Below are 21,754 nucleotides of genomic sequence, written 5' to 3'. Positions count from 1 at the left end.
GACGACACCAGCCCCCGAGCCGTGGGCCCCTCGCCGGTGGGCACCGCCGCGCCGCGCTCCAGGGAGGCCGCGTCGTAGTGCCCGTGCACGTAGGGCGCGCCCTTCGTGCCGCCGGTGACGAGGAGCGTCGTCTCCGCCAGCCCGTAGCACGGGTAGAAGGCCTCACGCCGGAAGCCATGCGGCCCGAACACCCGCGCGAAGCGCTCCATCGTCTCGTGGCGCACGGGCTCCGCGCCGTTGAAGGCCAGGTCCCAGCTGCTCAAATCCAGACGCGACAGGTCCGCGTCCTTCGCCTTGCGCACGCACAGCTCGAACGCGAAGTTGGGCCCGCCGCTGCTCGTGCCCCGGAAGTGCGAGATGGCCTCCAGCCAGCGCAGTGGGCGCTGAAGGAACGCAATGGGAGACATCAGCGTGCACTCGAAGCCCAGGGCGAGCGGCTGGAGCACCTTTCCGATGAGGCCCATGTCATGGAACATCGGCAACCAGCCGACGCCGTGGGAGCGCGACGCCTCCAGCCCGAAGGCGCGGGTGATGAGCGCCTCGTTGTGCAGGATGTTGGCGTGGCTCACCTTCACGCCCTTCGGGTTGCCCGTGGACCCGGACGTGTACTGGAGGAACGCCAGCGACTCCGGCGTCAACGCGGGCCGCTTCCACTCCGTTGCGAGGAAGGTCGGCACCGCGTCCGTGGCCACCCACTGGAGCGCGCCCAGCTCCGGCGCCTGGGGCGTGAGGAACTCCGACATCTCCAGGATGCCGCCCGTCGTGAGCACGAAGCGCGCACCACAGTCCTGCGCGATGGAGCGCAGGCGCGGGAGCGTCCGGTCCAGGCGCGAGGGATCCGGCGGGTAGCACGGCACCGCGATGGCGCCCGCGTACAGGCACCCCATGAACCCGGCGACGAACTCCAGACCCGGTGGATACAGCAGCAGCGCTCGCTCCCCGGCCGCGCCCTGCGCCTGCAAGAGCGCTCCCAGTGCCCGGGCCCGCGTATCTAGGTCCGCGAAGCTCCACTCCTCGATGGGGCCGTCGACGTCACCCGTCTCCAGGAACCGGTAGAGCCTCGACGTCCCCTGCCGTTCAGCGCGCAGACAGAGCAGATCGACCAGATTGGTGGTCGAGCTGAACAGGTTCTCGCCGTTCCCCACTGAATCCATGAACAGGTCCCTTAACAAGCAAAAGGCTTGAGCGGCCCGGACCATGTCTCATGGGTCTGACTTCCACCTTCGCGAGGAGGGGAGACGGACGCGCCCGTCCAACGTGGCGGGTCCGCCTCAACCACTCCGTGCGCGAGGCCTGATCAGGCGGTCTCGAACACGAGCCGCTGGGTGACTTCCCGGCAGATTGCCTGCGCCTGCTGGACCGTCTCGGCGTAGGCCAGCACGTAGCCCGCGCGGTCCTCGGACTTCATGGCCGGACGGATGGTCGTTCCCACATCAACCACGAGCGAGATGTCGACCACGCCCGGGATCCGCCTCAGCGCGTGCATGCCATGCAGGCGCTTGAGCTTGCCGGGCGGAGGGGTGAAGTACTGGATGGCCGCGCCGCCCCGGGGAACGGGGTCGGCCTCCAGGGGCTTCAGCGTCCCCATGGCCCACTGGAGCGTCATGTCCAGCAGGTCATACCCGGTCGTCAGCCGCACCAGGTCCCACAGCCGATCCCCGCCGAGCCGTGTATGGGTTTCCACGATGCGTGGACCGCGCGAGGTGAACTTCAGCTCCGTGTGCGAGGGGCCCTCCTTGATGCCCAGCACGTCCAGGAAGCCGCGGATGAACGCCCGCACCTCGCGGTCGCGGTCCGGGTTCATCGGCGCCGGAACCTGGTGGGCCACCTCCAGGAACTCGCTGCCGATGGGGTCCGAGTTCTTCGTCTCCTCGTTGATGCCGAGGATGATGTGGCGCCCGGAGAATGAGAAGCACTCCACGGAGTACTCGGGGCCGTCCAGATACTCCTCGGCGATCCACGACGACTTGCCGTTGAGCACGCCCTCCAGGTCGCGCGCGGAGCGGACCAGCCGCACGTCGATGCTGCCCACGCCATCCACGGGCTTCAGGATGAACGGGTAGCCCCGCTGCTCGGCGAACGCCGCGACATCCGCGGGCGTCTTCACCGCGGCCCACTGCACGGGCGAGAAGCCGCCCGCGTCCAGCACGCGCCGCATCGCCGGCTTGTCGCGCGTCTTCTCCACCAGGTCCAGCGGGGTGCCCGGCAGCCCCAGCGCCTGGTTGATCCTCGCGCAGGGGATCAGCGCTTCCTCGGCGATGCTGACCGCGCTCACGAATGGGGTAAGCGCGTGCGCGGCCTTCAGCATCGGGATGAGGGCCGGGTCCTCGTAGCTCATGAGGAGCACCCGGTCCGACTGCCGGTTGACCGCGTCCTCCGAGCGCTCCGGGTGCTGGATGACGAAGGGCCTGGCCCCCAACTGCCACGCCCGCTCACAGATGAAGGGCCTCGCGCCCAGGAGGATGATGTCTGACGCCATGGTTGACGGGCTCCCTGGTGATCCTGCTGGAGACTTCACGGTGAGGCGCGCTGGCTCCGCGCGTGACGGATGAAGTCACGGCGTCCTGCCTCGGGGACGACGAAGGCCCACCCCAGCTTGCCTCCGCTGGAGATGTTCACCACCTTGGAGGTGCGGCTCCCTCTCACCAGGAACCCGTTGGGCTTGCCGCCATAGGAATACAGACCAAGCACCAGCCTGTACTCCACCGGCGTCGCGTCCTCGACCGAGCGCAACGCGACGGTCTCCGCTTCGACGCCACGCTGGCAGATCCAACGGTCGAGGCCCGACTCGCGCAGCTTCTGCTCGAGCACGTCCGCGGGCCAGTCCACCCCCATCAACACGCCGCTCCCGCCATAGGAGGCGCCGCCGTCCCACTTGAAGACGAGCTCGGCCTTGTCCCGCAGCGCGGACGCGAGGGTGTCCTCCGACAACGAGAAGGCGTGCGGAAGGTACTTCCGGATCGCGGCGACCTCCTCCGCGCTGAACAGGGCCTGGTAGCCCGGCTCCCACAGCAGCGCGAGGAACCGCTTGCTCATCCGCAGCTCCGGTTCGAAGCCGTTGGTCAGCACCGCGCCGCTGGCCCACAGCTTCTCCACGAACGCGAAGTCGTCGGTGACCTCCTCGTGCGTGAACATGCGGTGCACGAGGGTCTTCTCGCCTTCGCCACGGCTCAGCCATGCCTTGGGATAGCGCGCCTCGTCGAGCAAATCGACGGCCAGGCCCGGGTTCGCCGCCTCGAGGTAGCGCTTCAGGAGCTCCTGGCGCGGGTATCCCATCTGCCCGTGCGCGGTGGAGTCGAGGATCACGACCCGGCGCAGGTCCCGCTTCCTGCACTCCGCGGTGTACAGCCCGGCGAGGTCCCGGAGCGCGCTGCCCGTCAGCGCGGCCTGGGGATAGCCCAGCTCCTCGATGTATGTGTTCGCCCCCTCGTACGCCTCGCCCCCGCCCACGCCGGGGAAGATGTTGAACTCGCAGAAGAAGTACCCGTCGCGCGTCGGGACGATGTCCATCCGGCCCACCGTCGCGTCACCGTGCTTCAGGTTGTCCCAGTTGATGAACGCGGCCAGCCGCCTCGGCATCCGGAACAGGTCGAGCACGCTCTCCTTCGAGCGGGTCGCGAACAGGTGCTGGATGATCTTCAGCTGCGCGGAGAGCAGGGCGCTGCACGCGCGTCCCAGCTCGACGAACTCCGCCTCGTCGAACAGGAGGGGATGCGCGAACTGGCGCTTCTCGTACATCGGCGAGCCAAGCCCTCTCATCAAGGCGTCGGCGTTCGCGTGCGCCACGGCTTCCCTGGTCGCGTCCCGCCCCTCTTCGAGGGCGGCGATGAACTCTTCGTTGAATGCACCGATCATGGGCGGACGTGACTGCGCAAAGGGTGTTAGGGGAGGTGATCAGGGTACATCACGCGTTACGCATGCCTCAAGAACGTCCGGCCTCGCCAACACCGAAGAGCGCGTTCATCTTCTGCAGGGAGAAGGCCTTGTAGACGACGGGCTCGTACTTCGCCGGCGTGTCCTTGCAGAACTTGGGGAAGCACTCGATCAACGCGTCGTCGTTGGCGAGCTTGAAGAACGCGACGGACTGTCGCTCATCGCCGGAGAGCACCACGCGATGGGGCGTGGAGACATATTCGTCGTTGGACCACCGGGCCATCAGGTCGCCGATGTTGACGATGAGGTGCTCACGCGCGGCCAGCCTGGGCGTGATCCAGGTCCCGCTCCGGTCCTTGACCTGGATGCCGGGCCCGGTCTGCGCGAGCATCGTCAACAGGGTCCCGTCCGTGTGCTCGCCCATGCCCTGGTCATTGACCAGCTCGCTGCTGCGCTGCGGGTAGAGCAGGGAGCGGAGCGAGTCATTGGACGCGGAGGTCTTCTTCGCGAAGAAGTCCCGGGGCAGATCCAGGGCGATGCTGAACAGCTCGGTGAGCCGGGCCGTCAACGCCTCGCACTCCCGGAAGTACGCCTTCAGCGCCGCGCGGAGCTGCCGGCCCGTCAGGTCCTGGCTGAAGGGCAGGGCGGCGCCATCGTCGTCGATGCGCCGGCCCACGCTGAACTTCTCCACGTAGTCGCTGGGGAGTCCCTTCTTGCCCGTGTACGCAAAGGCATTCTCCTCCAGCATGCCGCTGTAGCCGTAGGGCGTGTAGTCGTCCGCGGCCATGGTGAAGCCGGACTGGAGCCTGCACCGGTTCTTCACCTCGAACGGCAGGCCGAAGAAGGCTCGCGAGGTCGCATAGGCGTCCTCGAAGGTGGAGGGGGTGATGCCATGCCCGCTCAGGGTGAAGAAGCCCACCTCCTTGCACGCACGGTCAATCTGGAACGCCACCCGGCGCTCCGCCTCGGAGCCCGGCGTCGCGGACGTCAAATCGATTCGGGGTAGCTCGGTCATCTCTCTTCTCCTCCTTCAATCCCGGTGTGGTTCGAGTTCGCGCAGCAGGTGCGCGGTCGTGATGACGTCGAGGAACGCGTGGCCCGTCGAGCTGAAGACGGTGCGGCCCGCCCGCAGCGACTCGCGCCCCGTTCGGACGAGCTGCCCCAGGGAGAGGGCGCTGGCATGGACCGGCCCCGCCTCGGCCACGGCGGTCGCCAGGTCCTCCACGATGAGCGTCGACGTGCGCAGCAGCTCGAGCGGCACTTCTCTCGTTTCCGTCGTGTGCCCGCCCATGCAGTTGATGTGCACGGTGGGGGAAAGGTCCGCGAAGCGGCCCAGTGGCGCCTTCGATGACGTCGCGGTGCCGATGACATCCGCGTTCCGGACCGCCACATCCAGGGACTCGCAGGTGATGACGCGCACGTCCTGGCCCAGGGAAGCGCGCAGCTCCGATGCGAAGGCGGCGCACCGGGATGCGTTCCTGGCCCAGAGCCTCACCTCCTGGATGGGACGGACCGCGCAGACGGACACCGCCTGCTGCCGCGCCTGCACGCCCGTCCCGGCGATCGCCAGCACCCGGGCATCCGTGCGCGCGCAGCGGTCCGTCACCAGCGCCGACACCGCGGCACACTTGAGGTTCGTCACCGCCGCGCCGTCGAGCATCGCGAGCAGCTCGCCCGTGCGGGTCGAGAACGCGGTGACCACGGCGTTCACCGTGGGCAGCGGGTCGGTGGCGGACCGCTCGAAGATCGTCGCCACCTTGTTGATGTAGAGGCCGAAGTGCTTCGACACCGCCGGCATCGACAGGAACGCGGCGCGGGGCTGCTCCGAGGACACCACCTCGCGCAGGGGGACCTGCATGCGCTCATGCAGGCCCTCTTCGAGCGCCACCTCGAGCTCACGCACGAGCCGCGGAAGGTTGCCGCGCGCGGTGACGACGCTGTGTGAGTAGAACGTGGTCATCGCGCGGCCTCTCTCGCCTACAGCGTCGCGAGGACTTCCTTCAGGTTGTCGATGAACGACTGGACCGTCTCCGTGGGCAGGTCGCCGCGCAGCATGAGTCGGATGCCGGCGCGGCCGACGGGGACGATGGGGAAGAAGACCGCCGAGCAGTAGAAGCCCCGCCGGTACAGCTCGCGCGAGAGCTTGACGGCCTTGTCCTGCTCGCCGACCTCCACGACCTTGATGTGGAGCCCGTCGCCCCGCTGCGCCGTCTGGATGTGCTCATCGAACAGCGCGATGTTCTTCCGGAGCTGCTCCTGGCGCTTCCCCAGCTCGGGGCTGCGGTGCACCTTGATGCTTCCCAGCGAGGTGCCGATCGCGGCCGTGCGCAGGCTCTGCGACCACCCCATCGGGCCCGTCCGGTAGAGGAAGTCGTAGTGCTTGCGCGAGCCGAGCATCGCGATGCCGCCCGTGCTGCCGAACGCCTTGGCGGTGGAAGCGATGATCAGCGTCCTGTCATTCAGCGACGGAAGCCGCGAGCGGATGTACCCCTCGCCGTGCTTGCCCTGCGTCGAGAGCGAGTGGGAGTCATCGATGTACAGGAACAGCCCGTACTTCTCCTGCAGCGTCCGCAGCGCTTCGAGGTTCGTCACCCCGCCCACGGAGTAGACGCCGTCGCACACGTACGCCACGCGCGGGTACTTGCGGCAGACGTCCTCCAGGTAGTTCATGTCGTTGTGCGGGCTGTTCAGCACCAGCGTCTCGTCCGCGACGATGGGCTTCACGAACGCCATGGAGAAGTGCGCGAACTTGTCGAACACCATCACCAACGGCTCGCTGTCGGTCAGGTGGCCCGAGCCGAGCATCGGCAGGATCGCCGCCGTGAGCGCGCTGGACGTGACCGCGGGGAGCACCGGCCCGCCGAACAGGTCGGCGAGCTGCAGCTCGAGCTCCTCCATCAATCCCAGCCGGATGCGGAACTCGGCCATCGACAGCCCGGTGACGCCTTCGCTCCGGAGCGCGTCGATGCCTCCCTGGATGACGTCCGGATGGCTGTTCAACCCCAGGTAGGAGCACGAGCACAGGTTGACGAACTCGTGCCCGGTGTCGACCTCGCGCAGCCGGTTCTGGCTGCCGTTGAACTCGACACGGATGCCGAGCATGTTCGAGTCCTGGGCCACACGCCAGGCGCTCTCGCTCGCCGGGACCATCTTCTGGTTGTTGCGGTGCGCATGCGGACCCATGATCGGGTCGGTGCGGGTCGTCACGGGCGGGCTCCTGTCTTTTCGATCACGAACTGTCCAATCCGGGCAATGGCTTCACGTCCGCTGGAAAGCCGCGGGTGGTGCAGGTGCCAGACGTGCACCATGTCGGGCCACTCCTCCAACGTGACGTCCACGCCGGAGGCCTGCGCCTTTTTCGCGAGCGCCTCGGAGTCGCTGAAGAGGATCTCCCGCTCGCCCACCTGGATGAGCAGCGGCGGGAAGCCGGTGAGGTCCGCGTGGATGGGTGCCGCGGTCGGATGCCGGAGGTTCTTCCCGTTGAGGTACAGCCGGATGACCTGGTCCACCACCTTGCGCTGCACGAGCGGGTCGATGTGCTCGCGCGTCCGGTAGCTCTCCCCGGTGGGCTCCATGTCGACCAGCGGAGAGATGCTCACCGCTGCCCCCGCGAGCGGGAGGCCCTGTGCCTGGGCCGCGACCAGCATCGCAAGCACCAGTCCGCCGCCCGCCGAATCACCCACGATGGCGATGCGTCCGGGTGCGAATCCCCGGCGCAGCAGCCACTGGTACGCGGCGACGGCATCCTCGACCGCGGCCGGGTAGGGGTGTTCGGGGGCCCGGCGGTAATCGAGCTGAAGCACGCGGCAACGCGCGGCCCGGGCCACCTCGCCGACCATGCCGGCGTGGCTCTTCAGCGAGCCGAAGACGAACCCTCCGCCATGCAGGTAGAGGAGGGCCCGGTCCGCATCGCAGTCCGGAGGGGTGAGCACCTGGGCTCCGACCCCATCGATGCTGAGCGGCTCGGCCTTGATGTCGGGCGCGAGGGGCGTCCCGAGCGCGTCATAGTGCACCCGCGCGTCCTTGAAGTCGTCCGGCCAGGGCCGGGCGTCGAGGTACGCGAGCAGCTCCTTCATCTCCGCGGCATTCCGCGCGGCGTTCGTGCGTGTCGTCATGTCGCGCCTCAGGCCAGGACGTCGATGACGTGCGGGAACGTGTTGAGTTCGCCCCGGAGGTAGCGCGAGACGGCCAGGTCCTCCTTGTGGTCGTCCGCCTTGGACAGCGTGAGTCCGTAGAAGTCGTACCAGCGCTTGAGATCGTCCGCGCCCGGCACCTGGAACTCGACATGGCGGATGGGCCGGCGGGCTTCCCGGTTGGCGTCGGGCCGCATGGGCTGGGTCGCCGCGTGGGCCACCCCGCCCACCACCTCGTTGTGCAGGACGATCATGATGACGTCGTTCTCGAGGTCGAGCTTCAGCGCGAACGAGTAGTCGTTCAGGACCTCGTCGTAGAACTCCTGCTTGAGCGCGACGTTGTAGTTGTTGGGGATGTTCTCGATGAGCGACTTCGGGTCGATGCCCTTGTCCTGGCAGAACCGGCGCGTGTCACAGATCATCGGCAGCCCGCCACTGATGTTCTGGTTGGGGCCGTAGAGGTTGGCGATGAACGGCGTCGCCGCGTCGAAGTGGATGCACTTCGTCGTCACGAACTCGCGGCTCTCGGTGTGGTCGCTGTTCGGCGTGAAGCTCTTGTTCTTGTTGTACCCGTCGACGTCCATCTTGACGACGCGGTCGTAGGCAACGTCCACCGGGCTGTACCGCACCAGGTCGAAGCGCGGCGCGGCGGCGCGGAAGACGCCTTCCAGGTAGTTGCGGGCCAGCTCGGCCCCGGCGTCGGTGTGGATGTCCAGCTGACGCGCGGCGAGCAGCTTGTTCGCACCATGGACCACCGCGAAGCCGTTCTTCTTCTCGACAGCCTCGATGATGGCATCCACCAGCGCGCGGTTCGGGGGAACGGAGTCGCCTTTGCTCAGCTCGGCCGGAAAGGTCGAGACGTCAATGAGCGAGTCCTTGATGCGGCTCGGATCGATCTTGTTCATGGGCTGTCCAGGATCAGAGGGGGAGGAATGACTGGCGAAAAAAGATATACATTTGATTGTCGGCGCGGGGAACGACTCCCTCAGGTGGTCCGCGGAGTCCGTCGCGCGCAACCCCTTGCGTGCGAATGATTGTCGGAGGTTTGCTCCACTCGTCTGGTCATGGCTATTGCCAGGGCGGATCCCTACGATCATTGGCAATGCTGCAATCACCTTGGGTTCGCGCCCCCCCGATCGCGATCACTGGCTTTGCCTTTGCGCTGCCTGGCGCCAGCTCACTTGACGAGCTGGCGGATGTTCTTCAGCGAGGGAAGACGACGTATGGCGTCTGGCCCGCGGACCGCATTGCCCCTGCGACGTACGTGGATCCCGCTGCGTCCGTGGGGGCGGCGAAGCTGTACACGGCGCTGGGCGGCGTCATCGAAGAGGGTGAACGCCCAGAAGACCTGGCGGGTCGATCCGGGCTCGCGCAGCGCTGGGTGCTGGACGCGGTCCACCGGGCCCTCGCGTCGGCGAGGCTGTCTCCTGGCTCGCTCAGCGGGCAGCCCGTTCCGGTCTTCCTCGCGCACTCACGCGGTGGCGGCCACGGGCTCTATGACGCCGCGGTCCTCGCCCTGGCAGGTCGGCTCCAGCCCTACCTCGTGCACGGCGCGCATCCGAGCGAGTTCACCCCGCAGGAGCTGTCGAACGTCGCGGAGCAGGTTCGCCGCGAGCTGCGGGACGCGTTCGGTCCCCGCTTCGTCGCCGACCCGCGCGAGCGTGCGATCCACCGGCTTGCCAGTGGCATCGCGGAGAACCTGGGCACCACGGAGAAGGCGCTGATCGTCGATGGCAACTGCACCGGGGGGCTCGTCGCGGTGGAACTCGCGGCCCGGGAGCTCGCGAAGGGGGCGCCGTGGGCGCTCGCCGGCGCGCTGTCGTACGTCGACACCGTCAATCAAGTCCTCTACTCGAACGCGCGCCTGCTATCGGCGGAGGGCTGCTTCCCCTTCGCCAGGAAGGGCACGGGCACGGTCATCTCCGATGGCGTGGTCATGCTGGTGCTCACGACCCTGGAGCGGGCCCAGAAGGAGGGCCTTCCGGTCCATGGCGTGATTCGAGGAGTCGGCGGCGGTAACGACGGTGCGACCGAAGGGTACATGCTCGTCCCGAACCCGCGCGGGCACGAAGTCGCGATCCAGCGTGCAATCGAGCAGGCCGGTGTCTCTCCCTCCGAGCTGGGAGTGCTGCTCTCGCACGGCACGGGCACGCGGGCAGGCGATGCCGTGGAGACGAAGGTCTTCAATCGCGCCTTGAAGCTGCATGGGGAGGCCGGGCAGCCGCGGTCCCCCGTGCCCGTGCTGTCGATCAAGGGGAACGTCGGCCACGCCAAGGAGGCGTCGGGGCTGGCGAACCTCGTGGCGCTCCTCTCCATGTTCGAGGCCGGGCGCATCCCGGACCCGCTGCGTGACGACAAGGACGGAGCGCTGATCGAACCGGGTGGGCTCATCGAACTCGACAAGACCGACCGTCCCTGGCCGGCCGGCGACACGCCACGCATCGGAGGCGTCAGCGCCATCGCAAGCGGCGGTCAGAACTACCATGCGGTGGTGGAGGACCGGCCCTCGCCAGCACGGGTCAAGACCCTGCTGCGAAGCCAGCCCCGAGGCCCCGCGAGGAGTGACGAGCCCATCGCCATCGTGGGCCTGGCTGGCGCGTTCGCTGGCGCTCCTGACCTCTCCACGCTGTGGCGAAACCTTCTCCAGGGGCGGCGGTCCTTCCGGCGACTCTCGCTCGACCAGGGGTTGTCACAGTCCGCGCGCGGCGAGCTGTACTCCGACCATGGGGCTCCACTCGATCTGGACGCGGAGCGCTTCACCGGCAACGCCAGCCAGTACGCGGAGCGGCCTTCCGACATCCTGCGCTACGACCCCCTCCATTACCTGCTCGTGGACCTGGCGCGGAGCGCGGCGTCGAAGGTGCCCATCGCGCCGGGAAGCAACGTCTCGGTGGTCGTGTCCGCTGAGCACTGCAGCGAATACGGGCTGCGCCAGGTCGCGGCCGCGCGGCTGCCGGAGCTCGAGGAGCAGCTCCTGCGCGCGTTGCGGGGGACGGGCAGGGACCCCAAGGGGGTGTCTCGCACGCTGCGTGCGGCGATGAAGCGACTGTCGGGCGACCTGCCCGAGCTGTGGGCGGGCAGCCTGTTCAACCTGTCACCCAGCTTCATGGCGGCGCGGATCGCCCGTGCCTTCGACCTGACCGGGCCCACCTGCGCCATCGAAGCCGGAGCCGCCGCGTCTTCCATCGGGGGGCTCGAAGTCGCGTGTGGCCGTCTCGCGGCCCGGGAGGTGGACGCGGCATTCTGGGCGACGGCGGACATGCGCCTCGGGTTCACGCGCTATTCCGACGAGTGCGCGATGGGGCACCTGTCACGGCGAGACACCCCGACCGCGCTCGACGCCTCCTCCGACGGGTATCTGCCCGGGGAGGGCGCCACGGTGTGCCTGCTGCGGCGATTGTCGGACGCGAAGGCACGCGGCGAGCGGATCCACGGGATCATCCGTTCCATTGGCAGCGCCTTCGCACCGCTTCCAGACCGTGGCCTCGTCTCCGAGACCGCGATGAGCCTGGCCATCCGACGCGCCTATTCCCGGTGTGACGTGTCGGCGGACGACCTCGCGTTCGTCGAATGCTTCGGCAGCGGACACCCCGGCAGTGACGTCGCGGAGACCACCGCGCTCGGACGCACGCTGGCCGCCGCGCGAGCCAGGCCGCTCCCCATTGGAGGCGTCATGCCCAACATCGGGCACACCGGGGCCGCGGCGGGCGCCGCGAGTCTGATGAAGGCCCTCTTCATGCTGAGCACGAAGAAGGCCCCTGCGACGGTGGGTGTGAGGCATCCGCTCGTCGGCACGCAGGAGAACCTCCGCGTCGTCACCGAGCCCCAGGACCTGAAGGACGCGCGGTTCGCGGGCGTCAACGCGGCGGGGGCCGGCGGGACGCACTATCACGTCGTGATCGAAGCGGGCTCGGATGCCCTGGAGGTCAGCCCGTGAGTTCAGAGGTCCTGGCCTCGCTCGCACAGGGGCTCCACGAGCAGATCCCGATGACGAAGTTCCTTGGGATTTCCTTCGTGGAGTTCGAGCCCCAGCGAATCGTTCTCGCGGCGCCGCTCGGCCCCTCAATCAATCACCGGGGCACGGCTTTCGGCCCGGGGGTCTTCACCGCCGCCGGGCTCGCTCCCTGGCTGCTGCTCGTGCGGAAGGCGTGGTCGGAGAGGCTCGCCGTGCAGATCCTCCTGCGGCGCTGCGAGTTCGCCCTCCACCGTCCCATCACGGGTGATTACCGGGCGCGGTGCGACTCGTTGCCCGTCCTGGAGGTCGAGGCCCTGCGGCGCGGAGGCAAGGAGCGGCTCTCGGCCACGTCACATGTCGTCATCGATGACGGGGAGCCCGCCGCGACCTACACGGCGCACTACACGCTGCTCGGGGTGCCGGCTTCGGCGGGCGCTGGAGAGGGCGACTTGCGGTTGCCCTTCCCCGAGGAGTGGCGGGCGTGATCTACCGCAGGCTCGGCGGTCTTGAGGTTTCCGTGTTCGCGCTTGGCGCGGCGAACTTCGGGGGCATTGGAAGCTCACGGAAGCTGGTGGGCAGGGGAGAGACCGAAGCCGAAGCGCATGCGCTCCTGGATCGGGCCGTGGCGCTGGGGATCAGTCTCATCGACACGGCGGGCACCTACGCGGACGGTGCCAGCGAGTCCTTCATCGGCTCCTGGCTGGCGTCGCGGGGCCCGGCGATGCGGGACAGGGTCCTCCTCTCATCCAAGGTCGGGATCCGCGGCGGCCTCGGCCGGAAGCATGTCTTCGAGGAGGTGGATCGAACGCTGGCCCGTCTTCGCGTCGACACGCTCGATCTCTACCTGTCGCACGTGCCTGATCCCGCCACCCCGTGGGACGAAGTGCTCGCGACCTTCCAGGCCCTCGTCAAGCTTGGGAAGGTTCGTCAGTTCGGCCTGTCGAACGTGACAGCGAACGATCTCTGGAGCTCCGCTGCCAGTGGCAGCCCGGGTTTCGGCTGGGTCCAGAACCGCTTCAACCTGCTCGAACGCGACGACGAGCACAACGGCGTGTTGGAGGCCTGCGTGAAGCTGGGGCTTCAATACACCCCCTACTCACCGCTGGCGGGCGGCCTGCTGAGCGGCAAGTACAGCCTTTCGGGCTCCATTCCGGAGGACACCCGCATCGGGCAGCGGCGGGACCTCTATGCGAAGGCCTGGAGCCCGGCGAATGCCTTGCGTGTCGAACAGTTGAAGACCGAGGCCGCTGCCCACTCGCTTTCACCAGCGGGGCTTGCAACCTGGTGGCTGCTGCACTGCCCGTTCGTGACGTCGGTCCTCGTCGGCGCGCGCAGCCCCGAGCAACTGGAGCAGCTCGTGACGCAGGCATTGAACCTGCCCGTGAACGGCGAACTGTGGCGAACCCTCTCTTCCCCAGGCGAATAACGTGCGAGCAATCGTTTGCCGGACCTGGGGTGGACCCGGGGAGCTGACCCTTGAGGACGTGCCGGAACCCGTTCCGGGAGAAGGCGAGCTGAAGATCGACGTGCACGCGTGCAGCGTGAACTTCGCCGACCTCCTCATGATTGGCGGCACCTACCAGACCCGACCGTCGCTGCCCTTCGTCCCGGGACTAGAGGCGGCAGGCACGATTTCAAGCGCTCCCGAAGGCTCCGGCTTCCAGCCCGGGGACCGGGTCGTGGCAATCCTGTGGCATGGGGGCTACGCCGAGCAGGCCGTGGCCGCGCCACGCGAAACCTTCCTGCTTCCGGCCGGCGTCTCGTTCGAGGTCGCGGCGGCCTTGACCAGCGCGTATGTGAGCACCGCGCTGGCGCTGCAGCGGGTCGCCCGCTTGCTGCCCTCCCAGACGCTGCTCGTCCTCGGGGCCAGCGGGGGCGTGGGCCTCGCGGCCGTGCAGTTGGGCAAGGCGCTGGGTGCCACCGTCATCGCGGTCGCGGGGACGACGGACAAGCTCGCCACCGTGCGTGAAGCCGGCGCGGGCCACGTCATCAGCCACCGCGACGAGGACTGGAAGGAGCAGGTCCAGGCCGCGGCGGGGCCGTCAGGCGTGGACGTCTGTTTCGATCCCGTGGGAGGCCCGCTCTTCGACCCAGCGCTCTCGACCCTCGGCTGGGGGGGACGGTACGTGCTCGTCGGGTTCGCGGCGGGCCAGGTGCCCCAGATTCCGGCCCACCGGCTCCTCGTGAAGCACCGCGCGGTCCTCGGCTCCTCGCTGCGCTACTTCCGCTACCGCGAGCCGGCCGCCCTGCGGGAGACGATGGAGCAGTTGTTCGACTGGTACGCGCAGGGCAAGGTCTCCCCGCGCATCACCGAGCGGTTGCCGCTGAGCAGGACCTCCGAGGGCCTGCGCGCCCTGGAGGAGCGGCGCGCCATCGGCAAGCTCGTGGTCTGCGTCCGCGACGGCGGCCTATGAGAAGGACCGGGGCAGCCCGAGCAGGTGCTGACCGATGTACGACAGGGCCATGTTCCGGCTGACCGGTGCGTTGATGTACAGCCGCACCTCCCGGAACTTGCGCTCCACGTCGTACTCCTCGGCGAAGCCGTAGCCCCCGAAGGTATCCATGCAGACGTTGGCGGCCTCCCAGGCGGCTTCCGCGGCCAGGTACTTCGCCATGTTCGCCTCTGCGGCACAGGACTGGCGGGCATCGAAGAGCCTCGCGGCGTTCTCGGTCAGCATCGAGGCAGCCGTGATCGCCGTATGGGCCTTCGCGATGGGAAACTGCACACCCTGGTTGGCGCCAATGGGCTTGCCGAAGACGACGCGCTCCTTGGCGTAGGCCACGGCCTTCTCGATGAACCACCGCCCGTCGCCAATCGCCTCCGCCGCGACGAGCACCCGCTCCGCGTTCATCCCGTCCAGGACGTAGGAGAACCCCTTGCCCTCTTCGCCAATGAGCTGATCGGCGGGCACTTCGACGTCCTCGAAGAAGAGGGCGTTCGTCGCATGGTTGAGCATGGTGCGGATCGGCCGGACTTCGAGCCCCTTCGTCTTCCGGAGATCGATCAGGAACAGGCTGATCCCATCCGTCTTCTTCTGGACCGCCGCGCGGGGCGTCGTCCGCGCCAGGAGGAGCATCAGGTCGGACTGGAGGACCCGCGAGATGAAGATCTTCTGGCCGTTCACGACGTACCGGTCCCCGGAGCGCACCGCGGTCGTCTCGATGGCGGTGGTGTCCGAGCCCGAGTTCGGTTCCGTGACGGCGAACGCCTGGAGACGGAGGCGTCCAGCGGCGATGTCCGGGAGGAAGCGGTTCTTCTGCTCCGCCGAGCCATGGCGCAACAACACGCTCATCACATACATCTGGGCATGGCAGGCGGAGGCGTTGCCGCCAAAGTGGTTGATCTCACCCAGGACGGTCGCTGCCTCCAGCAACCCGAGCCCCGCCCCGCCATACTCCGTGGGGATGAGCGCGGCGAGCAGCCCGGCTTCCGTCAGGGCATCGACGAACGCATGCGGGTATTCGCGCTGCGAGTCGAGGGTCCGCCAGTACGTCGGAGGGAACCGGGCGCAGATGGCGCGCACGGACGACCGGATCGCCTCCCGGGTGTCGTCTGGGGCGTTCATGGAATCCATGGGATGGCTCTCCTTCAAAACCGCGTCATCTTCATGGATTGCACTGTGGGATGGGAGCGACTGGCGGGTCCCCCGCGTCCGTGCAACCTGAGAGGGAATGGCCTGGATGTGCTGAAAGACTATTCACCGGGGCGGGGCCTGAAGGGGCGCGTCCCGGGATTTCGTCAAGCGCTCCCATGGCGCAATGGTGTGTGGCCTACGCATCGGGTCACGAAAGCAGGGCTTCTGCGCTTCCATCCCCACGGCCCCGATGGAGTAGAGTCCGCCGCTCCATGGAGCGCACCGGCGCGGCGGCGATCATCATCGGCAACGAAGTCCTCACCGCGAAGGTGAAGGACGAGAACGGACCCCACCTCATCCAGCGCCTGCGGGAGGTGGGCATCCCGCTGCGCTCGGTGGAGACCATCCTGGACGACGTGGACGCCATCGTGGACGCGGTGGCGCGCGCCCGGCGACGGGCCCGCTACGTCTTCACCAGCGGTGGCATCGGGCCCACCCACGACGACGTCACGGTGCGCGCGGTGGCGCTCGCGCTGGGCCGCTCCGTGGTGCGCCTTCCGGAGATGGTCTCCGCGATCCAGGCCCGCGCGGGCGACAACCCGGTGACGCCGGAGGGCCTGCGGCTGGCGGACGCGCCGGAGGGTGCGGTGCTGCTGGCCCAACCGGGGATGTGGTTCCCGGTGCTGACCGTGGACGACATGTACCTGCTACCGGGCGTCCCGCAGCTCTTCCGGTTGCAATTGGAGACGGTGCTGGCGCGGCTGAGCGGCACGCCGGTGCACCTGGTCAACCTGTACTTCAACCAGGGCGAGAGCGCCCTGGCCGCGGTGCTGGACCGCGTGGCGCTGGACATGCCCCACGTGGCCATCGGCTCGTATCCGGTGTTCGACCCGAGCCTGGACTACCGCGTGAAGGTGACGGTCGAGGCCCCGGAGCGCGCCCACGTGGATGAGGCCGTGGGCCGGCTCCTGGTCGCGCTCCCGACGGACACGCTGGTCCGCCGGGAGTAGCTTCCGAAGGGCGACGGCTACAGCGACAGGCCCATCCGCTGACGCAGGCGGAAGAAGTCGTCGGTGAGCAGCCAGGAGAGCAGCGCGCGCAGGTCGGCGCGCTCGCGCACCGCCTGGAGGACGGGCTCGGTGCCCTCCTGACGGTTGGCGGCGATGTTCGGATCCTCGCGCAGCAGCATGGTGAGGGCCACGGACGGATCCCCGCACACCAGCAGGCCCGCGCGGTCGGCGGAGAAGCCGAGCGCGTCCACCACCGGCACCACGTCGAGCTTCGGCTGCTCGGCCAGCGTCTGCACGGGGCCCTCCATCGCCTTGAGCGCCTTGCGTGAGAAGGCCTTCTTGAGCTGCTTGCTCACGTCGTCGTTGCGCCGGCCCAGGCCGTTGAACTGCGCCACGTGGATGCGGATGGCATTGCCGAACAGGTCCGCCGTCTCGCCCTGGGACAGCTTGGCGAGCACGGCCGTCTTGTTGAGCAGGCCCAGTACCGCCTTGCCGATGAGGAACTTCTGCTCCCGGGCATTGAAGCGGCGCACCACGTCCTGGCCCACGCAGAGCGCCAGGGGCTCCGTCGTCTCCTGCTGCATCAACCCGCGGCGGGCGAGGTAGACCTCGAACTCCTCCACGCCGAAGGTCTGCGCCACCGCGCGCACGGCCTTGAACACGGCCGAGTCCGGCTTGAGCTTGTCCGTCTTCGGGTTGACCCCGAGCATCTCGAACTGCGGCGGGTACACCTTGCTGAGCTGGTCGCCAATCGCGCGCAGCAGCTCCGTCATCGCCCCCCGGGCGGCGGGGTGCAGCAGCACGGTGTCCACGTCCGACGGGGTCAGCGCCTCGCGCGGCTCCTGCGGCTGCTTCGCGCGGCCCTCCGAGTAGTAGGACTGCTCCACCTCGTTGGTGGCGCGCATGAACGTCAGCACCGCCGACACGGCGAAGGCCTTGTCATGCTGCTTCTGGGCGTCCCACAGCTTGAAGAGGGCGTGCAGGCTGTCCACGCGCGTGGGGTCCTGGCGCAGGAGCTGCCGGTGCTCCTCGATGGCCAGCGGGTAGCTGTTGGTGTCGCGGCCGTACAGCTCCGCCAGCGCGGCGCGGGCCTGGCTGTTCTGCGCATCCTGTTCGACGATCTGGCGGTAGATGGCGGTCGCGCGGGCGGGCTCCGACAGGGGGCCCGCGTAGAGGCTCGCCACGCGCATGCGCAGGGACGCGGCGCGCTTGACGTCCGAGGACGCCGTGGCGGCCGCCTGCGCGTCCAGCATCTGCGCCAGCTCCGGCAGGTTGCGGGCCCGCTCGTAGAGGGCCACCAGCCGGTCCACCAGCGCGGGCTCGCCCGGCGTCAGCTCCAGCGCCTTGCGGTACAGCGCCGTCGCGGAGGCCGCGTCACCCAGGCCTTCGTCGTGGATGCGCGCCAGCTCCACCGTGAAGCGCGCCCGCGCGTCGTTGGGCAGGTCCTGATCCAGCAGCTTGCGCAGGCAGTCCACCGCGCCGCCGAAGTTGCGGCCCTGCGCGTACACCGTGGCCAGCCGCTCCAGCGCCTCCGGGTGACGGGGCAGGGTGGCCAGCGCCGTCTGCAGGTGCGCGGCCGCGCGGTTCGGGTCGTGGAGGTGCGTCTGGTAGAGCGAGCCCAGCGTCAGGTGGTGCTGCGCGAGCACGCGAGGGTCGCCGCCCTGCTGCACGCGCTGGCTGAGCATCACCGCCGCCTCCGCGTACTGCTGCGCTTCGAGCAACAGCAGGCCACGCGTCTCCAGCGCGTCCGGGAAGCCGGGCCGGGCCGCGAGGGCCTTCTCCAGCACCGCGAGCGCGCGGGCACGGTCGCCCAGCGCCACGTTGTGCAGCCGGGCCGCGGTGACGTAGGCCGCCGCCGCTGCTTCCGCATCACGCTGTGCCAGCCGCGCCTCCGCGCGCCGCTCGTGCAGGGCCGCGAGGTCGGAGGAACCGCCGCGCTGCGCGAGCAACTCCTCCAGGCCGGTGGCCGCGCCCGGGTGCAGCGGGTCGCGCTCCAGGGCCTGCCGGTACAGGGCCGCGCCGCCGTCCGGATCATTCAACTTGTGGACCGCGAGCTTCGCGGCGGCGACGAAGCACTCGATGGCGCCCTTGGGGTCGCGGCTCGCCCTGGCTTCGGTCTCCAGCATGGTGCGGGCGGTGGCGAAATCGGAGCGGCGCAGGGCCACGCGGCGCGCGCCCTGGAGCGCGGGGAGGCACTGCGACTGGAGCTCCAGCGCCTGCTGGTAGAGGGCGGCGGCCTGCTCCAGGTCGGCGCTCTTCGCTTCGGCCAGCTCCGCCGCGCGCAGGAGCAATTCCAGCGCCTCGGTGGCGTCGGTCGTCACCGCCAGCCGCATGCCGTACATGCGCGACAGGCCCGCGGTGTCGCCCGTCTGGCGCAGCACGCGCTCCAGGCTGAAGGCGAGGCGCGCGTCGCTGGGGTCCTCGTCGAAGGCGCGCTGGTACACGTCCAGGGTGCGCTCGGTGGGCGGGCCCTTCTCCTGATCCGCCGCGGCCAGCAGGCGCAGGGCGCTGGACAGGCGCGGATCCGTCACGCGGTCGGCGATGCGGGAGCGAAGCTCGGCGCGGCGCGGGCGGTCCGACACGCGGATGCGCTCCAGCAGGGTGAGGGCGGAGAAGTTGCCCGGCTCCAGGGCCAGCACGGACTCGCAGCACTGCGCCGCGCGCGACGGCTCCTGGAAGCGGTCCAGGTACAGCCGCGCGAGCTTCAGGTACGCCGTGACCTTCGCGGACGGCGTCTGGCCCACCTGCGTCTCGCGGTCGAGGATGGCGACCAGCTCCTTCACGTTGTCCTGCGCGACGTACAGGCGCTCCAGCGCGCGCAGCGTGGCGGCGTGGCCCGGCGTCAAGCGCAGCACCTCCTGATAGCCGTCGATGGCCAGCTCCGGACGGGCGAGCTGGTCCTCCCAGATGGCGGCGGCCTGGTACAGCGCGTTGGCGCGCTCCAGCGGGTCGGTGCGGTTGGCGGCGTCCGCGCGCAGCACCTCCACCAGGGGCTCCCACGCACCGTGGGACCGGTGGATGCGGGCGAGCGCGCGCAGCGCCGGGAAGTAGCTGGGCGCCAGCATCAGCGCCTCCTGGTACGACGCCAGCGCCTCGTTCTCCTGCTTGAGGCGGTGCTCGTACAGCTCGCCAATCTTGTAGATGAGCGCGGCGGCCTGGTCGGTGGAGGAGGAGATCTCCGACTCCGCCCGGTACATGTCGATGAGCTTCTCCCAGCGTCCGTCCTGCGCGTACAGCCGGCCCAGGGCCTTGAGCGCGGGCAGGTACGAGGGCGACAGCGCGAGCACGCGCTCGTAGGCGCTGATGGCACCCACGCGGTCCTTCAGGTGCTCATCCAGAATCTCGGCGTTGCGGTGCAGCAGCGACAGCACCTGCTTGGTGTCGCCGGCGAACGACGCCTCCAGGTCGTTGGTCTCCAGCAGCTCGCGGTGGCGTCCGGCGCGCTCGTAGAGGCGGGCCAGGTTGCGCAGCGTGGGCAGGTGGTCCGACGCGAGATCGAGGATGCGCTTCATGCACTCGATGGCGTGGTCCAGGTCCCCCAGGCGGTCCTCGTAGATGACCGCCATCTTGTTGAGGGTGGTGATGAGCTGGTCGCGGTCGTTGGTCTGGAGCAGGTCCTGCTCGAACATCCCCACCAGCTCCGCGAAGCGACCCTGGCGCTCGTAGAGGCGGGTGAGGGCCTTCTGCGCGGGGAGGTAGCCCGGCTGGAGCTGGAGGCACGCGTTGTAGCGCGCGATGGCGTCCTCGGGGCGGCCCAGGCGCTCTTCCAGGATCTCGGCCGCCTTGTACATGCGCGCGGCCTTGCCCTTGGCGTCCTCGGCGGCGGTGACCTCCGCGTCGAAGACGACGACGAGGCCTTCCCAGTTCTGCATCCGGTAGGACAGCTTGCCCAGGCCCGCGAGCGCGGCGGCGTGGCTGGGGATGCGCGCGAGGATGGCCTGGTAGCGCGCGGCGGCCTCCTGGTCGCGCTTGAGGTCGTCCTCGTACAGCGCGGCGAGGCGCAGGTTGATGGCGACGAGCTCGCTCTCGTCGTTGATGGAGCCCACCCACGCGAGCAGCACGTCGGCCAGCTCCTCGAAGCGGCCTTGCGTCTCGTAGATGCCGGCGAGCGCGGAGAGGACGAGCGGCTCATGCGGGCTCACGCGGCGCGCGGCGAGCAGCGCGGACAGGGCGTCGTCCTTGCGGCCCAGGCGATCATGGACCTTGGCGATGTGGAGGTAGGCGGGAGCGGCCTGGGAGCCCTGGCCCTCGGCCTCGGCGAGGAGGGCGGCGAGCAGCTCGTCGGTGCGGCCCTCGCGCTCGGCGATGCGCTTGACGGCGGCCTGGAGCAGCGGGTCGGAGCGATCCAGCGCGAACGCCTCGCGGAAGCAGACGGCGGCGGCGTCCTTGTTCTTGAGGCGCTCCTCCAGGAGCATGCCCGCGGCGGTGAGGTAGTGGGCGCGCAGGCCGGGCGGGACGACCGCGGCGGCGAGCAGCTGGTAGATCTCCACCAGGGCGCCGACGTCGTTGCGCGAGGCGTAGACGGACTCGAGCTGGGTGAGGAGGGTGAGGTCGGTGGGCTTGCGGTCCAGGGCCTGGCGCAGGGCGTCCGCGGCGTCGTTGTCGCGGGACAGGCGCTCCTCGAGGATGGAGCCCTTCTCGAAGAGGAGGGAGGCCTGCTGGCGCGGGTCCTCGGAGGCGATGAGCTCCGCGTCGATGAGCTGGACGACCATCTGCCAGTTGCCCACGTCGGCGAAGAGGCGACGGGCGGCGCGGATGTTGGCGAGGAAGCGCGGCGCCAGCTTGTAGGCGTTCTGGAACGCGACGGCGGCGTTGCGAGGGTTCTTGAGCGGCTCTTCCCAGAGCAGGCCCACCTCGTGGAAGAGGAGGGCGGCCGTCTGGGGCTCGGTGGTGGCGAGCGCCTTGGCCTCGCGCTCCATGGAAGCGATGCGCTCGCGGGCATCGTCCTCGGCGCTGGCCTGGGGAGCGGGGAGAGAGGTCACGTTCTGCGCGAGGGCCTGCGAGGCACCTGCCGGGTCGGGAGCGCCGGGGGGAGGCACCGGGGCGGAGGACGAAGGCCGCGTGACGTCATTGCGCTCGCTCATGGAAGCCGGCTCCAGACACAGAAGTTGTCGAGGGGAACTGAACGGGAGTTCGTACCACGCGCTCGGCCGGCCCCTCAACTTCCCGTCTTTCCTGGTGATTTGAGTGGCGGGCAGGCGGCCAGAC

Annotated in this window: 15 protein-coding genes; 5 read left to right on the top strand and 10 right to left on the bottom strand. The window is 69.1% G+C overall.

The window, feature by feature from the left end; all coding sequences use genetic code 11:
• From D7V93_RS11825 to D7V93_RS11790, 8 genes are all read right to left on the bottom strand, one after another.
• Window positions 1-1,154 (bottom strand): AMP-binding protein (locus D7V93_RS11825; protein ID WP_208722992.1); only part of this gene is annotated, 1,154 nt, incomplete at its 3' end.
• 143 nt (window positions 1,155-1,297) lie between these two features.
• Complete coding sequence (locus D7V93_RS11820) at window positions 1,298-2,479, bottom strand: ATP-grasp domain-containing protein (RefSeq protein ID WP_120643501.1); 1,182 nt, start codon at window positions 2,477-2,479, stop codon at window positions 1,298-1,300.
• 35 nt (window positions 2,480-2,514) lie between these two features.
• Window positions 2,515-3,855 (bottom strand): hypothetical protein, encoded by a 1,341-nt coding sequence (locus D7V93_RS11815; protein ID WP_147451141.1) that lies wholly within the window; start codon window positions 3,853-3,855, stop codon window positions 2,515-2,517.
• A 67-nt stretch (window positions 3,856-3,922) separates the two neighbouring features.
• A complete protein-coding gene (locus D7V93_RS11810; protein WP_120643499.1) occupies window positions 3,923-4,888 on the bottom strand; it encodes an isopenicillin N synthase family dioxygenase in 966 nt (321 codons plus the stop codon).
• Window positions 4,889-4,903: 15 nt separating this feature from the next.
• Complete coding sequence (locus D7V93_RS11805) at window positions 4,904-5,833, bottom strand: ornithine cyclodeaminase family protein (RefSeq protein WP_120643498.1); 930 nt, start codon at window positions 5,831-5,833, stop codon at window positions 4,904-4,906.
• A 17-nt stretch (window positions 5,834-5,850) separates the two neighbouring features.
• Window positions 5,851-7,080 carry an aminotransferase class I/II-fold pyridoxal phosphate-dependent enzyme gene (locus tag D7V93_RS11800; RefSeq protein ID WP_208722991.1) on the bottom strand — a complete coding sequence of 410 codons (1,230 nt, stop codon included), beginning with the start codon at window positions 7,078-7,080 and terminating at the stop codon, window positions 5,851-5,853.
• On the bottom strand, window positions 7,077-7,988 hold the full coding sequence (locus D7V93_RS11795) for an alpha/beta hydrolase (protein ID WP_120643497.1): 912 nt from the start codon (window positions 7,986-7,988) through the stop codon (window positions 7,077-7,079). The genes D7V93_RS11800 and D7V93_RS11795 overlap by 4 nt, the downstream gene beginning before the upstream one ends.
• A gap of 8 nt (window positions 7,989-7,996) precedes the next feature.
• Window positions 7,997-8,911, bottom strand: a complete 915-nt coding sequence (locus D7V93_RS11790) for a hypothetical protein (RefSeq protein ID WP_120643496.1) — start codon at window positions 8,909-8,911, stop codon at window positions 7,997-7,999.
• Between the two features lie 125 nt (window positions 8,912-9,036).
• On the opposite strand from D7V93_RS11790, the gene D7V93_RS11785 reads away from it, so the two are divergent.
• Genes D7V93_RS11785 through D7V93_RS11770 form a run of 4 tightly spaced genes read left to right on the top strand, consistent with a single transcriptional unit; the run spans window position 9,037 to window position 14,375 of the window.
• Window positions 9,037-11,943: a beta-ketoacyl [acyl carrier protein] synthase domain-containing protein gene (locus D7V93_RS11785; protein WP_120643495.1), complete on the top strand. Its 2,907-nt coding sequence runs from the start codon at window positions 9,037-9,039 to the stop codon at window positions 11,941-11,943.
• Window positions 11,940-12,446 (top strand): YiiD C-terminal domain-containing protein, encoded by a 507-nt coding sequence (locus tag D7V93_RS11780; RefSeq protein ID WP_120643494.1) that lies wholly within the window; start codon window positions 11,940-11,942, stop codon window positions 12,444-12,446. The genes D7V93_RS11785 and D7V93_RS11780 overlap by 4 nt, the downstream gene beginning before the upstream one ends.
• Entirely contained in the window at window positions 12,443-13,387 is a 945-nt protein-coding gene (locus D7V93_RS11775) for an aldo/keto reductase (RefSeq protein WP_158623713.1), read from the top strand. Before D7V93_RS11780 ends, D7V93_RS11775 begins: the two co-directional genes overlap by 4 nt.
• A 58-nt stretch (window positions 13,388-13,445) precedes the next feature.
• A complete protein-coding gene (locus D7V93_RS11770; protein WP_158623712.1) occupies window positions 13,446-14,375 on the top strand; it encodes an NADPH:quinone oxidoreductase family protein in 930 nt (309 codons plus the stop codon).
• On the opposite strand, the gene D7V93_RS11765 is transcribed toward D7V93_RS11770, so the two are convergent.
• Window positions 14,370-15,536 (bottom strand): acyl-CoA dehydrogenase family protein, encoded by a 1,167-nt coding sequence (locus D7V93_RS11765; protein ID WP_208722990.1) that lies wholly within the window; start codon window positions 15,534-15,536, stop codon window positions 14,370-14,372. The two genes, D7V93_RS11770 and D7V93_RS11765, sit on opposite strands and share 6 nt — an antisense overlap.
• A gap of 272 nt (window positions 15,537-15,808) precedes the next feature.
• Between D7V93_RS11765 and D7V93_RS11760 the strand changes: the two genes are divergently transcribed.
• The gene (locus D7V93_RS11760; protein ID WP_120643491.1) at window positions 15,809-16,546 is read left to right on the top strand and encodes a competence/damage-inducible protein A; all 738 of its coding nucleotides are present in this window, start codon (window positions 15,809-15,811) and stop codon (window positions 16,544-16,546) included.
• Window positions 16,547-16,563: 17 nt separating this feature from the next.
• On the opposite strand, the gene D7V93_RS11755 is transcribed toward D7V93_RS11760, so the two are convergent.
• On the bottom strand, window positions 16,564-21,630 hold the full coding sequence (locus D7V93_RS11755; protein ID WP_120643490.1) for a tetratricopeptide repeat protein: 5,067 nt from the start codon (window positions 21,628-21,630) through the stop codon (window positions 16,564-16,566).
• Window positions 21,631-21,754: the final 124 nt, after the last annotated feature.

The sequence above is a fragment of the Corallococcus llansteffanensis genome (genome assembly GCF_003612055.1).
Lineage (GTDB): Bacteria > Myxococcota > Myxococcia > Myxococcales > Myxococcaceae > Corallococcus > Corallococcus llansteffanensis.
This window is presented reverse-complemented; position numbering and strand designations above follow the sequence as displayed.